Raw genomic sequence first — 15,186 nt, forward strand, 5'->3', positions numbered from 1 at the left:
AAATTCCCCGTTTCCAAGACCGCGCCATCGTCTATTCTCAGCGCCATGCGCAGCCTTATTAAGCACGTTCTCACACGCACTGAAGCCACAGATTCATTGGAAGTCGCCGGTTGGGTCCGGACCCGCCGTGACTCCAAGGCCTTTTCCTTTATAGAGCTGAACGACGGGAGCTCGCTGCTGAATCTCCAGATCGTCGCGGATGCGAATATACCCGGCTATGAAGAGATTCACAAAATGGCCACGGGGGCCTCAATCTCGGTCAAGGGGAGGCTGATCGCATCCCCTGCAAAGGGGCAGGACTGGGAAATGCAGGCATCCAGCATCAAGCTTCTCGGAGCGGTGCCGGAAGATTATCCATTGCAGAAAAAAGGGCATTCTCCAGAGTTCCTCCGTTCCATCGCCCATCTCCGGCCGCGCACAAATCTTTTCGGCGCGGCCTTTCGTATCCGCTCCCGCATGGCTTATGCGGTGCACCGCTTTTTCCAGGAGCGGGATTTCATCTACGTCCACACTCCGATCGTCACTGCCAGTGATTGTGAGGGTGCGGGAGAAATGTTCCGGGTCACGACCCTGCCGGACGATAAGATCTCCCGTGATTCCGAGGATTTTTTCGAAAAACGCGCCTATCTCACAGTTTCCGGCCAGCTGGAAGGCGAGACGTTCGCTTGCGCTCTCTCGAATATTTATACCTTCGGCCCGACTTTCCGTGCGGAGAACTCCCATACCTCCCGTCATGCCGCGGAGTTCTGGATGGTCGAGCCAGAGATGGCGTTCTGCGACTTGGCCGGCGATATGGATGTGGCCGAAGAGATGATCAAATTTTTGGTGAAGGAGGCGCTTGATGGCCAGGATCACGATCTCTCCATCTGCGAGAAATTCGTGGATAAAACGCTCCGCCAGCGGCTTGAACACGTTGTCGAAAAACCGTTCCAGCGCATCAGTTACACGGAGGCGGTGAAGCTCTTGGAAGCGTCAGGCCAGAAATTCCAGTATCCGGTAAAATACGGCCTGAACCTTCAGTCCGAGCATGAGCGCTGGCTAACGGAAGAATATTTCAAGCAGCCGACCACGGTTTACAATTATCCAAAGGAGATCAAACCGTTCTACATGCGTCTGAATGAAGATGGTAAAACCGTCACAGCGATGGATCTGCTCGTTCCAGGGATTGGCGAGATCATTGGAGGCTCTCAGCGCGAGGAGCGTTACGATGTGCTATTGGAGAACTTCAAGCATCACAAGATCGATCCGGAGGCTTACGGGTGGTATGCGGATCTGAGGAAATACGGCACTGTCCCGCACGCGGGCTTCGGGCTTGGCTTCGAGCGTTTATTAATGTTTGTCACGGGCATTCAGAATATTCGCGATGTCATTCCTTTTCCGCGGACTCCCGGGCACTGTGAGTTCTAGCCACACTTTCCCTTGCTGCTAATCTTTTCCTGGGACGGACCCATCACTGCGGACAAGATCCCTGGTCCCGCATCGCCATGTGTATTGAAAAGGCTTGCACCACGGCAAAGCGCCCCCTAACTCACTCGCATGGCTACCGAAACCACACTAATTCTTTTCAAACCAGACGCAGTTTCCAAAAATCTCACCGGCGAGGTGCTTGCACGCTTCCAGAAGGAAGGATTTTCCATCCGTGGAATCAAAATGATGACTCTCAGTGATGAGATCCTTGCAGAGCATTACTCGCACATCGCGGATAAGCCGTTTTTCCCTTCCGTCCGCGGTTTCATGCAGGAAGCACCAGTCATCGCGCTGGCTCTCGAGGGTGAGGATGTGATCTCCCGCGTTCGTGATCTGCTCGGCCCTACGGATTCCGTGGCGGCTCCTGCCGGCACTATCCGTGGCGATTTCGGCTTCAAGGACGCTGACGCGAAAATGCGGAATGTCTGCCACGCGTCCGATTCTCCGGAAGCTGCCGCTGATGAGATCAAACGCTTCTTCAAAGCGGACGAGATCTTCGCTTATTGAGCCGAGTTCCCGCGGAGATGAAAACCTTCAGCCTGCTGCTCAAATCGCTCGATCCGAAACCGAGCCGGCAGGAGCTGGAGGAAATTTCCGTAGAAGTCCCATCTGTTGCAAAGGCTGATTGCGCTGGCATTGTCAGCGATTGGTTCGGCATTGTGGTCTCTGGCATAAGTATCGAGGATGCCCGGCTTTTGCAAACCGCGCTGCGCTCCAAAGGATGTGCAACCGATGTGGTCGGGGATGACGATATTCCTGCGCTCCATCCGGATATTCGCTGCCAGCGCGTTGCTCTGACAAAGAGTCAGGTCATTCTGACAAACTCGATGAACCGACGGCAGGATCGCAATAAAGACGAGCTGGTTTTCATCTCTGCGGGGATGGTTTCCCGGAATAAGCTGATCACCAGATATAAGACGGTGTCCGAGACACGTGAGACCAGATATGGAAACTATACCGTCCCGGTCGAAAGAGCGGTAAAATGCGAGGAAACGAAAACTTCTTTCCGGGTGGATTTCTTCTTCAGCACCGCTCCACACCGGATCTCTCTGGAGCTGGATTCGGATTCTGTGATTTTCTTCGGCGATAGGCATGTCAGGCTGAAAAATTCCACGGAACTGTTGGTTCTGATGGTAGATCTTCTGGCGATTGTTCCACCGGAGAGAACGAACCGCAGTCTTCGGGAACTGGCTTTGGATCAGGTTTATCCCAGTATGCATGGATATGAGGAGGAGCTGCGCTGGGCGTTTTACCGACTGGGCGCAAATAGCTAGAACGAGCGCACGGCGTGGCGGGCAGTTCGCTATTGCCCGCAGCCATTGAATTTTTAAAGATAACAACGTGTTCGAAACGAAAATCATTGAGGCCACTGACGATGGCATGAAGGAAGCGCAGAACGAGGCTGTCAATCTGCTGCAAAATGGCGAAATCGTGGCCCTCCCGACGGAGACGGTCTACGGCCTCGCGGCGGATGCGTTCAATCCCGAAGCGGTTGCCAAAATTTTTGCGGCAAAGGAGCGCCCGGACTTTGATCCGTTGATCGTTCATATCGCTACGCTCAAGGACCTGAAGCGCGTTGCCATCGTGCCGGAAGATATTCAGGAAACGGTCAACAAACTCGCCAATGAGTTCTGGCCGGGACCTCTGACCATCATTTTGCCGAAAACTCCGGAAATCCCGGATCTGGTAACGAGTGGGTTGCCCACCGTCGCAGTCCGCCAGAGCGGGCATCCGATTTTTCGCGCGATCAATCAGGCGCTGGGTCAGCCGATCGCCGCGCCGAGTGCAAATCGTTTCGGCCGTATTTCCCCCACTTCCGCAGCAGCTGTGATGAAGGAACTGGAAGGGCGCATTCCCCTCATCGTGGACGCCGGCGCATGCAATGAGGGTCTTGAAAGCACAATTATCCGCATTGAGCCCCGCGAAGGAAAGAAACCCATTTTCTACATCCATCGTGCCGGTCCGATCACCAAGGAGCAGCTTCAGAAGTTTGGTAAAATAGAGAAGGTGAAACCGGGTGACAAACTACAGGCACCCGGCCAACTGGAGAGTCACTACGCTCCGCTCACCCCGTTTCGTCTGATTGAAAAACCGTCCGATTTCATCCCGGAGGAAGGAAAGACCTATGGATTGCTAAGCTACAAAGGTGAGGAAGGCGGAGAATTTGTCCGCATGCACGAGTGGGACAGCGTGGTCGCCCTAAGCCCGGGAAGCGGAAAACTTGCGGAGGCTGCCATCCGTCTATTTTATGTGATGCGCGAGATGGATGAAATGGGCTTGGATGAAATCATCGCGGAGCCGGTGAGCGAGACTGGCCTGGGTGTGGCCATTATGGATCGGCTTCGCCGGGCTTCAGCGAAGCACCCAGCTCAGCAATAAAGCCAGAAACAGCACGAGACTCACGACTTTCCAGAAAAGTAGCGGGTTTCTGGCGGCGAGGGGTAGCGGACCGTTAGTGAAAATCGCAGGATCCGGCTCGGATAGATAGCGGATGAATTCCGACATCGTTTCGTGCCGTGAGTCGGGCGATATCGAAAGGGCTTTGCGCAGCGTGCCGTCCATCCAGAGCGGCACCATCGGATTGTAGAGGGTAGCGGAAGTATACTCCAGGGTGAGGAAGTCCCGGAGTGTCCGCGCCTTTTCCCACCGCTCGCCGTAGGGGAGTTTTCCTCCTGTTAAAAGGTAGTAGGTGATCGCCGCGATCGAAAAAAGATCGGCCTTGGTCGTGGCCGTCGCGCCGAGCCGATACTCAGGTGCGGAAAAATCCAGGGTGCCTAGCGCGCTATGCCGATCAAAGGGCGAAGCGATCTCGGAAATGCCGCCAATACGGCAGCTGCCGTAGTCGATGATTTTCACACAGCCGCTGGAATCCATCAGAATATTCTCCGGCTTGAGATCCTGGTGAATGGTATCTTTCCGGTGGAGCGCGCGGATCCCGGCGACAATTCCGTCCACGATCCTTACCACGCATTCGATGGATGGAGAGGGATTGTCTCCGCTCCATTGGGCGAGTGTGGGGCCATCCACGGGCTCGAGAACGTAGTATAGAAAGTTGCGGGGCGTTTCCCGGTGAACAACTTTTACGAGATGAGGATTATCCGTCCGCAGGCCGATCCATTCTTCAAGCGCGAAACGCTCCAGATAAGAGGCATCATCCTCATAATTCACGGAAGGAGTCTTTAGCACGAAAGGTCGGTCTCCAGCATGGATATCGTGCACCAGGTAGAGCTGGGAATTCGGAGACGCGGCAATAAGGCGTTCCACCATTAGGCCGTCGATGGATTGGCCGGGTAGCAAATCCGGCGGAAAAGGAAGATGGCTGAGCTGGCGGAACACATTATCTTTGTCGTTGTCGGGAAGCGAATCGATACGGATCACCAAGGCCGAGCGATTGTCGTCTCCGATGGAAGCTGCCTCTCCCAGTGCGGAGGCGATTTCGTCCGGCTCCCTACCGGAAGAGAGCTCGGCGAGGATTTTTTTCGTTGGGACAAACCCGTGAATGCCATCGGTGGTCAGGGCGAAGATATCCCCTGCCTCGAGTGGAATAGCATGATAATCGATGTTGGGATTGAGGCTGATCCCCATCGCGCGGGTGAGGTAGCAGGTAGCGGCCGATACGCGGGTGGAATGATCCCGTGTGATTTGCTCAAGCTCTGCTCCGCGCAGACGATAGAGCCGGGAATCGCCGATGTGAAAAACGTGAGCCGTGTGGGATTTGAAAATTGCGGCGGTAAAGGTGGTGACACAGCCTTTCTCCGCTGACGAGTGTCCCTGCCCCTGGGAAAAAAGCCAGCGATTGATCGCGGTAAGAACCCGCTGTCCTGCGGTTTTCACCTCCCAGGACTCCGGGGTTTCATAGTAGTCGCTCAAGAATCCCCGGACGGCGGTTTCGCTGGCTTCCTTCGCCGCGCTGGCCGCGGAAACCCCATCTGCAATACATGCGGCGATGCCCTTGGTGGCCAGCAGACTGCCCTCCGGGGTTTGGATTCCCAGGAAATCCTCGTTCTGGGGTTTTGGCCCGGCGTCGGTGAATTGTCCGACAGCCAGGCCGATTTTTCCGCTGAGGTGCATACGGGAGATTTACCTGCGTCCCTTTGCTTACGCGACTTCAATCAGTTGCACCGAGCCGTCTTCCGCGACTTCCGAGATATGGCCCTTCGGCTCCTTGAGGAAGCAAGAGGCAACGAGACCGACCACGGATGATGCCGCAATGATCGTGAAGAAAGTGGATGCATCCACAAAGGAGTAGATGGTCAGGAAAGTCACGCCGCCCACATTGCCGTAGGCACCGGCCATGCCCGCGATCTGTCCTGTCATCCGGCGCTGCACGAGAGGAACCATTGCGAAGACCGCGCCCTCACCTGCCTGGACGAAAAATGAACATGCCATCGTGGCCATTACCGCAAGGGCGACCGGCCAACCGGGGGTAATGCCGGAAAGGGTGAGGTAGCCGAGAGCGAGCCCGCCTAGGAGGATGAGCATGGTTTTTCTACGGCCGAACTTGTCCGAGATCCATCCGCCTCCAGGCCGTGCTGCAAGATTCATAAATGCGAACCCGGATGCGAGAAGGCCGGCAGCCACACAGGGCTGAGTTTGAAGGTCTCCGCAAAGAACGAAGGCAGCATGGAAACAACTGCAAGCTCGGAACCGAATGTGATGAAGTAGTTGATATCCAGAATCGCAACTTGTTTGAAAGAGTAGCGTTGGTGCTCCGGGACTCCGCCGTTCTTGAGCATTTCAGCGTTCACGCGGTAGATCTGGTAAGTTTGAAAAGCGAACAGCAGAGCGAGTCCCACGTAGAGAATGATGACGAAGGGCTGGGGGAGAAGATTCACGCCACTTGGAGATAATTTCCACGCAAGCAAAGCGAGTGCCGCGAACATCGGCACATTCATCGCCAGGAGGAAATAGAAATCACGCGGGGTGGAAACTTCGAGCCCGCCGGATTTCTTCGGTTTGAAATATGTGGATCCCTTGGGCGTATTGCGGGCGATTTTGTAAAAGAAGAACCCATATACGAAAGCGACGGCACTGATGGAAAGTAGGGCATAGCGCCAGCCGTTTTCCCCGCCATACATGAGGGCCACTGTAGGTAGGAGCATAGCTGCTGCCGCGGAGCCGAAATTACCCCATCCACCGTAGATGCCTTCCGCGAGGCCGACTTGCTTCGCCGGAAACCATTCCCCGACCAAGCGTATGCCAATAACAAACCCCGCCCCGACGAATCCCATCAGGAAGCGTGCGAGGGCAAGCATTTCAAAACTCTGTGCGAGGGCAAAAAACGAGCAGAGAGCTCCTGCAGACATCAACAGCAGAGAGTAGGTAACCCTGGGGCCGAACTTGTCGACAAGGATCCCGATCACGATGCGTGCGGGAATGGTGAGGGCCACATTCAGGATCAGCAGAGCCTTCCACTGGGCGTCGCTCATCGCAAAGCTTGAGGTGATGGCACCCTTGAATGGCGCGTGGCTGAACCATAGAACAAACGTTAGAAAAAAAGCGATCCACGAGACATGGAGCGTTTTTATCGCAGGTGATTTGAAGTCGAGAAGACGTAGTTTTCCGGATGGATCTGTAGACATTGGCTGAATTTGAGGTTCAGCACCTTTGTTAGCTTGGGGTATGCCAGTGTCGCTTGGCTGGAGCCTGAGCGGACGTCATTATTGTGATAATGAAGGTGAGCTGGATTCATAGCTCGTCTCCCGTGCGCTGCGCGGCTTGCCTTTGCAGACCGCTCACTCTTGCGGGACGTGGGGCTCGAAAGTCATCGAGCGCTCATGTTCGCGGGCTTTGGCCACCCGCTTTGCCTGGGTGTAAAAATACTCCTGGGCGCGGAAAGCTTTTTCTCCACGCTTCGGGGTGATCGGCTCGGAACTACCATCCGGGAGGATGTGATACGCGTTCTGATTGTCCCTGAAGTAAGCTTCGAGGATTTTGATAAGGCGGCGTTTGATCGTCTTTTCATCGATCGGGATCATCAGTTCCACACGTTTTTCCAGGTTACGTGTCATCCAGTCTGCCGATGAAATGAGGACCTCCGGGTCGCCGCCTTGATGGAAATAGAAGAGTCGCGCATGCTCGAGGAAACGATCGATCACCGAGACGACTTCAATATTCCTGGAGAATTTTTCACCCGGTATGAGACAGCAAATACCACGGACGTTCAGTTTGATCTCCACGCCAGCTTCGGAGGCGGTGTAAAGTGCGGCGATGATATCGGGATCCTGGAGTGAATTGGTCTTGGCGATGATTTTTGCCGGGAGCCCCTGCTTGGCTCGCTCCGTTTCGCCCGCGATATAGTCGAGAAGGAGCGGCTTCATTGCCGATGGTGCGGGAATGAGCCGCTGAAAGCGAAGGAGCTTTGAGCGTCCGGTGACCGCATTGAAAAGCAGCGAAGCATCGTTTCCATACTCCGACTTACAGGTGAGGTAGGAAAGATCGGTATACAGGCGGGAAGTTGTCTCATTATAGTTGCCCGTGCCTAGATGCACGTAGCGCCGGATGCGGCCGGACTCGCGGCGGAGAATGAGGCAAATTTTTGCGTGGGTTTTGAGATTTTTTACCCCGTAAACGATTTGCGCACCGGCGCGCTGCAGTTCATCCGCACGGGTAAGGTTCCGCGCCTCATCAAAGCGTGCTTTGAGTTCCACCAGCGCGGTGACGTGCTTGCCGTTTTCCGCCGCCTTGATGAGTGCATCGATGATTTGGGACTGGCGGGCTGTGCGGTATAAAACCTGTTTGATCGCGATCACATCCGGATCGGATGCCGCTTCTTCGATCATGCGTATGACCGGGTCAAAGGACTCGTAAGGGTGGAAAAGGAGAATATCGTTTGCAGCGATTGTCTCGAACATTGAGGCACCCGGAGTGATCGAGGGGCTATTCTGGGCCGGCCAGTCCTCATCGCGGAGGTGGTCGAAGTCTGGTAGAAAGGCGAGTTCCATCAGAGAGGAAAGCCCCAGTGGTCCATCGTGACGGTAGATTTCCTGCGCACTGGAAGCGGTGACGTTTTGAATCATCCGTGAGAGATCGCGCGGGGCGCTGGCGCGGATTTCCAAACGCACGGTATCGGCAAAGCGGCGGGCGGTGAGAACATCTTCCATCTCATCGGCCAGATCGGTGGCGTCTTCCTCCTCGACGGCGATATCGCCATTTCTGGTGACCCGGAAGGCTGTCGTGGCTGTGATATTTTCACCGGGGAAAAGCCGGTCCGCGTGGGCGGCGATGAGATCCTCGATAAGGATGAACGCATGGGTCTCATCCTCGGTGGTGATGGAAATCCGGCGTGGCAGGTTTTCATGAATCGGGATCAGCACATGGCGGGTGGATTTATCCGCGGGATCCACCAAGCGACAGGCTAGCACGATGTGCAGGGCCGGAACGATTGGCGGAGGGGAGTTCGGATCTACGGCGAGGGGCGTAAGGAGAGGAGAAATATTATCCTCGAAGATGATGGCGGTCTGCGAACGCTGGATATCTGTGAGCTGTTCCGCGGAAAGAAGCACGATGCCCTTCTGTGCCAGCGCCGGAATAAGGGTGTGGTTCAGGAGATCATATTGATCCTGATTCATTTTCAAAACCCGCTCACGAATGGCGGCGAGGTTGCGGAACGGTGTGTAGCCGGAATTGTCTCTCGTTTTTCTGCCACTACGGCGTAGGAGCATCAGCGAGCCAACGCGGACCTGGAAAAATTCATCCAGGTTCGAGGCGGAGATGGCCAGGAATTTGACTCGCTCGAGTAGCGGCATGGATTCCTTTAGAGCTTGGTCGAGGACGCGCTGGTTGAATTCGAGCCAAGAGAGTTCGCGGTTATGGTATTCAGGCATGAGAATGATTCGGAAAAGTGCGGGTTAATTGTCTTCCTCAATGACGACCGTGAGGCCGAAGACATGCTCGAAGAGATCTGCCTTCGAGTCCATGGCGAGACGCTCGATGGCGGCATCTTCGAGGCCTGGGAGGCGAATCTTGAGTTTACTGGAGGTGCGGCTGATTTCTATTTTTGAAACGCGTTGTGCGTGCGTGCGCTCAAGGGCATCAGCCACGCGGAGAATGGCTGCGAGTTTGCAAACACGAATACGGTCTTCCACTGAGAGCGCCGCGTATGAGGGATGGTCGAGACGGGGGCCCGAGTGCCGGTGATAGCGGGAAACGAGAGCAACGATGGTGACATCCAGGCGATCAAGACCAAAGATTTCCGAGTTTAGGATAATGTATTCCGAGTGCTTGTGGTGAGCCCGGGGACTGACGTAGGTGCCCACTTCATGCAAGATGGATGCGACCTGGAGAAGCAGCGCATCATGCTCTGTTAGATTATGCAGATCTTGCAGATTCTTCAAAAAATGCTCGCAGAGGCTGCCGACGTGAGCGCCATGCTTTGGATCGGACTGATATTTGTCCGCCAGAATGCGGGCCGAGCGAAGAACCTCCTCCGCAAAGGTGTCTGTGATGATCCGGGAGGCGAGAAGATCTTGCAGAAGACCTTGCTCATATTCACTGATGGGAATGTGGACTTCTTTTAGATTCAGTGATTCCGCAATCGCGAGATTGATCTCCAAGGCAGGAATCAGGGCCTCTGCTGTCTGGTAATCCAGCTGGAAGCGCTTTACGGCTTCAAGATCGGTGAGAGATGCGGTTTCCGCGGTAAATTCCCGGAAGCGCTTCAGTGAGCATGCTTCATTATTTTTGGTCACGAAGCGTGCGACCGATTGGATTTCGTAGCCGATAAGGACCAGGCCATCGATCTCGACGTCCGAATAATCAAACCTCAGCTGTGAGAGGTTTCCGGAGGCATGCTCACGGATGACGCGCATAAGCGTCGGGCCCTCGGCCAGTGAAGCTTCCACAGCCTCGCGGGTGCGGTGTGTTCCCATCCGGTAACTTGTATATCGGGTGATGAGTCCTTCCTGGAACAGCAGTGCCCGTGTGTTGCCCGGGCCGACGTGCACAACCAGAGCGGTGCGTTGGCTCATGGCCGGAAGATGCTGGATGCGGCGGCGCGTTTTGAGATAGATCAGACGGGTCATCTCACCATCATCGATCATCGAGACAGGAAGTCCGCAGGCAATGCGGATGCGATTGAGGACGGTTTCGTGGTTGGCCGCCTCATGGAGAACGTTTGTGGCTACAGAGCGGTGGAAATTGTGCGGATCCAGGCCTAGCTCGGCAAGAGTCTCTTGATAGCCGCGGATAATTGATACGATGCGCTCAGTAGTCGCGCTGGAGACAAGATTGTTTCCAAACACATCTTGTGCCAGAGCTGCGGGTTGCTCCAGAAAGTCGATTGCGACGAGCCCACCATCGGCATCGCGCTCGGCAATGATCATGGATACGGAGCTGGCTCCGATATGCAGTGCGGTGACAAGCTTCGCATGATTGTCCGGGTGCAATGTGGTTTTTTTCCGCGCTGGAAGCATGTGAAGATGACACTCCCAGCGACGTAGATTTACAATGATGAATATGTGACGATGAGCGGGAAAATGCAGACGAAGCTTGTCACATCAAGCTCGCAACGTGATAAAAGGCTATGCCTGTCAGCGGAGCTTCCGAACGATATATAGTGAAACCCGGATCCAAAGTGGATCTCGGTAAGATTGATCCAGGGGAACAAACTTTGTTCCAAAAAGGCGGAAAAGAAGAAAGCTACGCCGCCTTCGATAAGCTGCAGGATGAGCTCCAGCACCTTCAGAAGATGCTTTACGCACAGAATAAGCATCGGGTTCTCGTCGTGATCCAAGCGATGGATACCGGTGGAAAAGACGGCTGCGTGAAACACGTTTTTTCCCGGATCGATCCCCAGGGAATCCATGTCCGTGCTTTCAAAAAGCCGAACGAAGAGGAACTTGCCCATGACTTTTTATGGAGGGTTCACGCGAAGGTCCCGCAAAATGGCCAGCTGGTAATCTTCAATCGTAGCCACTACGAGGACATCATCGCAGTGAAGGTGAAGAAAATTTACGAGGACAAGGTGTGGAAGCGCCGTTTCCGGCATGTCGTTGATTTCGAGCGTATGCTTGCGGAAGAAGGCACCACCATTGTGAAGATTTTCCTTCATATTTCCAAGGAAGAGCAGAAGGAACGGCTTGAGTCCCGCTTAGTGAATCCGGACAAGCATTGGAAATTTAATCCAGACGACTTGAAAGACCGGGCGCTGTGGTCGGAATTCATGGAGACCTACGAGGATGTTCTGGCCAAGACGTCCACGGATTACGCACCTTGGTTTGTCGTTCCGGCAGATCGCAAGTGGTATCGGAATTTGATCGTTGCAAGGATCATGGTGGATACCTTGAAGAAACTCGATATGCGTTTCCCGGAGATCGACTGGAATCCCTCCGAAATCGTCGTAAACGACTGATACTTAAAGCTTATTAGGAATTCTTGACTGTAAAATAGGATTGTTAATACAGGCAGGGCGTGTAAGTTGACCAAGTGTCATGAATACCCGTCGCTCAAGTCGCTTCCAACGTGCGTGCAATAAGTATCCGGTGCTGAGATTTGTCCGTGGACCGCTTCTGTGCGTAACGGCACAGTTCAACACACGGAATGCGATCTTTATGATCCTGTTGTGTGTGCCAGTCCTATTGTTTGGTGCCTTACAGACAATACCAGGATTCTTGTTCGTATCTCCGCAGCAAAATGAATATTTCTATTTCGCGCAGATCCTCAGCGAGAGTAACTCACGATGGCTGCCGATGGTGCTATGCACCCTGTGCACTTGTTTTTGTTTTGCAGTGCCGTGTGATCGGCACCCGGCGCTTGGACGCAAGTGATACGCTCGGTTTTGCTTGAGCAATGCCTGTAAAAGGCACTTATATATCGAGCAATGAAATCTATTACCGAGCCTCCTTCCGGAAGAGCGCGATTGCTGGCTTTTGATGGAGGCGGGATCCGGGGGCTCTTTGCCCTTCAGTACGCGAAAAGAATCGAGACGCTGCTCCGGGCAAGGACAGGGAATCCTCATCTGGTGCTGGCGGATCATTTTCATTATATCGGCGGCACCAGCACAGGGGCAATTATCGCTGCATTCCTTTCCTGGGGACTAGAGGTCGCGGAGATCGAAAGATTATACCGTATCAACGCGCTGGCGATGTTCCAGAAATCCGGGTGGACCACGCGTTTCACCAGCCACAAATTTGTTGCCGATGGGTTGACCGAATTCCTCCAAAAGTTTTTTGTCGAGGATGATGGAACCCCTGCGACTTTCGGCACACAGAAGCTCAAAACATTGCTTCTTGTCGTCACACGAAATGCCTCCACAGGTTCTCCCTGGCCACTTTCCAACAATCCGCAAGCGAAATACAACGATCCAGCCTCACCGGGAAATAATTTGCAAATTCCGTTGTGGCAGCTGGTTAGAGCCAGCACGGCGGCTCCGACATTTTTTCCTCCGGAGATTTTACGGGTCAAGGGTGAGAAGGGTGAGGATATGGAATTCGCCTTTGAGGATGGCGGGATCACTCCTTTTAATAATCCCGCCTATTTGCTGAAGATCATGGCGACCTTGCCGGAGTATAATCTTGGCTGGAAAAGTGGTAGAGAGCGGATGTCTGTGGTTTCCATTGGCACGGGTGGCACCAAGCTTGGACGGGATCAGCATATGCTTGATGTGCTTTCCCAAGCGAAGAATTTGCCCTCGGCGTTGATCGGATCATTCCAGCAGTATCAGGATTTGCTGTGCAGAGTGCATGGCGAGTGTCGTTACGGGCCGCCGATAGATGGCGAGCTAGGCGCTCTTACCCGGCCAAGCGAAAATCCGGAATATATCTATGCCAGATATGACAAGATTTTTACAGATGCCGACCTGAAAGCGGCTGAGGCTGTCACCAAGCACGGTTTCACATTGGACAATCTCGAACTCATGGACTTTCTCTGTGAATGCGGAGCGTCACATGCTGAGGATGTCGTGAAATTAGAACACTTCGATGATGAATAATACCAAGCTCCAGCCAAAATTGCTCGGCTTCGCCGGGCACCGGCAAGTGGCGGACAAAGAAAAACTAGCCATCGTGATCCGGCATGAAGTCGAGATGATGAAACAAGCTCTAGGCGAGAAAATGATTGGTATATCGAGTGCCGCTGCCGGAGCGGATTTGGTTTTCCTCCGCGCCTGTGTCGAGCTGCGGATTCCGACCATTGTGATTCTTCCATTTTCCGAGGAGAGATTCTCGGAGGATTTCGAGGATCAGGCGGAATGGCAGCTTGCCCAGCAGCTGATGAGTGTTTCTCTGGTAAAATATATCATTCCGGGCCGATATGAATCCCCGCAGGCGTATCATGTGGTTTCCACACAGCTTTTGGAATGGGCGGATGCCTTTCTGTTTGCGTGGAATGGCCAGCCCCAGAAAGGGATTGGAGGGACGGGCGAAACGGTGGCAGACGCACGGGATACAGGCACGCCGAGCCGGATTATTGATACCGGATCCCTGGTCGCAAGGTGGCAGGTTCCTGTAGACGAAAGCCGTGCGGCAAAGCATGGGTTTGAGACGAGAAGAGAACTACTGGAATTTCTCGATCGGCGGTATTCCGGCGCGGTTCATTAACTTTCCATACTGAGACGGAGCGCCTTTGATCTGCGTGATTGCTCGCGATCGCAAGCGGTCAGAAATGATTTGATCTCTTCAAGGAGAGAATCGCAGTGCTTGTTCCATTTTTCCCGCCCTCGAAGGATCAGCGCACTCTCGCGCAATCCAGTGAAGTGGACTTGCTCGGCACCCGCGTTTCTCAGTTCCGATAGCTCATTGCGAATCGCCTTGAAAAAACCCAGCTCGAATCCGTTCCCGGCATCATAAGCGGCCTTCACCAGAGAAACGGTGACGGGCGGGGCCAGTGGCTCGAGTTTCTCCGCGATCTTTTCGCAGCCGATTTTTACAAGCATCTTGCGCACCCGCTCATAGAGATCTTCCAGAAGAAGGAGCCGGAGTGGACATTTGTTTTCCAAATAAAGCTCCACCCCGCTTCTAATCTCCTCGACTAAGGGAAAATCCTCCAAATCAGCAGCTTGCGCGGCACGGCGCAAGGCATCCTCCAGCCACAGGGTATCGTAATCGAGCACCTGGTAGGGGCCGATTTGGATAGCGGGGCGGTTGCCGATGTATGAAATCACGAAAAAGTATTAACGGTAGTTATGAAAAAGTGGTTTGGGGTGGGACAGCAGTCTGGGTGAAGGTCGGATTTTGGCTGGTTGGACCTATTCTTTGAACAAACGTCTCTGGAAGGTATCCCTTGCCGCGCGTCGCGAGAGGGACTGAATCTCCGCGATGAACTCATTGACGTTTTCAAACTGGCGGTAGACTGAAACGTAGCGCACATACGCTACCGGATCGATCTGGTGGAGCTTGTCCATCACCTTGGCGCCGATTGATGCCGAGGGCACTTCGCTAAGGTGGTCTTTGTGAAGGTCTGTGAGAATTTCCTCCACCGCGCGATCCAGTCTCTCCATAGAAACGGGGCGCTTTTCACAAGCTTTGATGAGTCCTCCCATTAGTTTCTCGCGGTTGAGCGATTCTCTAGTCCCGTCTCTTTTGACAACTCGGAGTTCGGTGCGCTCGATTTGCTCATAGGTGGTGTATCGATACGCGCATTTCAGGCATTCCCGGCGACGGCGGATCGTCGTCCCATCTTTCGAGGAACGTGAATCGAGCACTTTGTCATTAAGGGAACCGCATTGAACGCAACGCATAGATCGGGAGGTGAAACAATGCGCTATACTCTAATCGCTCATGT

At 54.0% G+C, this 15,186-nt stretch carries 12 protein-coding genes and 1 pseudogene; 7 read left to right on the plus strand and 6 right to left on the minus strand.

What is annotated here, in order from left to right:
- The first annotated feature begins 45 nt into the window (after positions 1–45).
- From asnS to ACFSSA_RS02860, 4 genes are all read left to right on the plus strand, one after another.
- Positions 46–1,407, plus strand: coding sequence for an asparagine--tRNA ligase (gene asnS, locus ACFSSA_RS02845; protein WP_386818259.1), 1,362 nt, complete (start codon positions 46–48; stop codon positions 1,405–1,407).
- Between the two features lie 129 nt (positions 1,408–1,536).
- Positions 1,537–1,974 (plus strand): nucleoside-diphosphate kinase, encoded by a 438-nt coding sequence (gene ndk, locus ACFSSA_RS02850; protein ID WP_386818260.1) that lies wholly within the window; start codon positions 1,537–1,539, stop codon positions 1,972–1,974.
- Positions 1,975–1,991: 17 nt separating this feature from the next.
- Positions 1,992–2,741 carry a hypothetical protein gene (locus ACFSSA_RS02855; protein WP_386818261.1) on the plus strand — a complete coding sequence of 250 codons (750 nt, stop codon included), beginning with the start codon at positions 1,992–1,994 and terminating at the stop codon, positions 2,739–2,741.
- A 67-nt stretch (positions 2,742–2,808) separates the two neighbouring features.
- A complete protein-coding gene (locus tag ACFSSA_RS02860) occupies positions 2,809–3,846 on the plus strand; it encodes an L-threonylcarbamoyladenylate synthase (protein WP_386818262.1) in 1,038 nt (345 codons plus the stop codon).
- Here ACFSSA_RS02860 and ACFSSA_RS02865 read toward each other — a convergent pair.
- The 4 genes and pseudogenes from ACFSSA_RS02865 to ACFSSA_RS02880 all read right to left on the minus strand — a co-directional run bounded on the left by ACFSSA_RS02865 (position 3,820) and on the right by ACFSSA_RS02880 (position 10,880).
- A complete protein-coding gene (locus ACFSSA_RS02865; protein WP_386818263.1) occupies positions 3,820–5,538 on the minus strand; it encodes a protein kinase domain-containing protein in 1,719 nt (572 codons plus the stop codon). The genes ACFSSA_RS02860 and ACFSSA_RS02865 overlap by 27 nt on opposite strands.
- A 27-nt stretch (positions 5,539–5,565) precedes the next feature.
- Positions 5,566–7,049: pseudogene (locus ACFSSA_RS02870) on the minus strand (MFS transporter).
- Positions 7,050–7,202: 153 nt separating this feature from the next.
- Positions 7,203–9,293: a polyphosphate kinase 1 gene (gene ppk1 / locus ACFSSA_RS02875; RefSeq protein ID WP_386818264.1), complete on the minus strand. Its 2,091-nt coding sequence runs from the start codon at positions 9,291–9,293 to the stop codon at positions 7,203–7,205.
- A gap of 24 nt (positions 9,294–9,317) precedes the next feature.
- Positions 9,318–10,880, minus strand: coding sequence for a Ppx/GppA phosphatase family protein (locus ACFSSA_RS02880; protein ID WP_386818265.1), 1,563 nt, complete (start codon positions 10,878–10,880; stop codon positions 9,318–9,320).
- Between the two features lie 143 nt (positions 10,881–11,023).
- On the opposite strand from ACFSSA_RS02880, the gene ACFSSA_RS02885 reads away from it, so the two are divergent.
- The 3 genes from ACFSSA_RS02885 (at position 11,024) to ACFSSA_RS02895 (ending at position 14,003) form a co-directional block, all read left to right on the plus strand.
- The gene (locus ACFSSA_RS02885; RefSeq protein WP_386818266.1) at positions 11,024–11,818 is read left to right on the plus strand and encodes a PPK2 family polyphosphate kinase; all 795 of its coding nucleotides are present in this window, start codon (positions 11,024–11,026) and stop codon (positions 11,816–11,818) included.
- Between the two features lie 468 nt (positions 11,819–12,286).
- Positions 12,287–13,396, plus strand: a complete 1,110-nt coding sequence (locus ACFSSA_RS02890) for a patatin-like phospholipase family protein (protein ID WP_386818267.1) — start codon at positions 12,287–12,289, stop codon at positions 13,394–13,396.
- On the plus strand, positions 13,386–14,003 hold the full coding sequence (locus tag ACFSSA_RS02895; protein ID WP_386818268.1) for a hypothetical protein: 618 nt from the start codon (positions 13,386–13,388) through the stop codon (positions 14,001–14,003). Before ACFSSA_RS02890 ends, ACFSSA_RS02895 begins: the two co-directional genes overlap by 11 nt.
- Here the strand turns inward: ACFSSA_RS02895 and ACFSSA_RS02900 are convergent.
- Both ACFSSA_RS02900 and nrdR read right to left on the minus strand, forming a co-directional pair.
- Positions 14,000–14,566: a hypothetical protein gene (locus ACFSSA_RS02900; protein ID WP_386818269.1), complete on the minus strand. Its 567-nt coding sequence runs from the start codon at positions 14,564–14,566 to the stop codon at positions 14,000–14,002. The two genes, ACFSSA_RS02895 and ACFSSA_RS02900, sit on opposite strands and share 4 nt — an antisense overlap.
- Positions 14,567–14,650: 84 nt before the next feature.
- Positions 14,651–15,142, minus strand: coding sequence for a transcriptional regulator NrdR (gene nrdR / locus ACFSSA_RS02905; RefSeq protein WP_386818270.1), 492 nt, complete (start codon positions 15,140–15,142; stop codon positions 14,651–14,653).
- Positions 15,143–15,186: the final 44 nt, after the last annotated feature.

It is taken from the genome of Luteolibacter algae (assembly GCF_042683045.1).
GTDB classification, from domain to species: domain Bacteria; phylum Verrucomicrobiota; class Verrucomicrobiia; order Verrucomicrobiales; family Akkermansiaceae; genus Luteolibacter; species Luteolibacter algae.

Coding starts and splice junctions, on each gene's coding strand:
- asnS (WP_386818259.1), top strand. CDS start 46: ATGCGCAGCCTTATTAAGCACGTTCTCACACGCACTGAAGCCACAGAT.
- ndk (WP_386818260.1), top strand. CDS start 1,537: ATGGCTACCGAAACCACACTAATTCTTTTCAAACCAGACGCAGTTTCC.
- ACFSSA_RS02855 (WP_386818261.1), top strand. CDS start 1,992: ATGAAAACCTTCAGCCTGCTGCTCAAATCGCTCGATCCGAAACCGAGC.
- ACFSSA_RS02865 (WP_386818263.1), bottom strand. CDS start 5,538: ATGCACCTCAGCGGAAAAATCGGCCTGGCTGTCGGACAATTCACCGAC.
- ppk1 (WP_386818264.1), bottom strand. CDS start 9,293: ATGCCTGAATACCATAACCGCGAACTCTCTTGGCTCGAATTCAACCAG.
- ACFSSA_RS02880 (WP_386818265.1), bottom strand. CDS start 10,880: ATGCTTCCAGCGCGGAAAAAAACCACATTGCACCCGGACAATCATGCG.
- ACFSSA_RS02890 (WP_386818267.1), top strand. CDS start 12,287: ATGAAATCTATTACCGAGCCTCCTTCCGGAAGAGCGCGATTGCTGGCT.
- ACFSSA_RS02895 (WP_386818268.1), top strand. CDS start 13,386: ATGATGAATAATACCAAGCTCCAGCCAAAATTGCTCGGCTTCGCCGGG.
- nrdR (WP_386818270.1), bottom strand. CDS start 15,142: ATGCGTTGCGTTCAATGCGGTTCCCTTAATGACAAAGTGCTCGATTCA.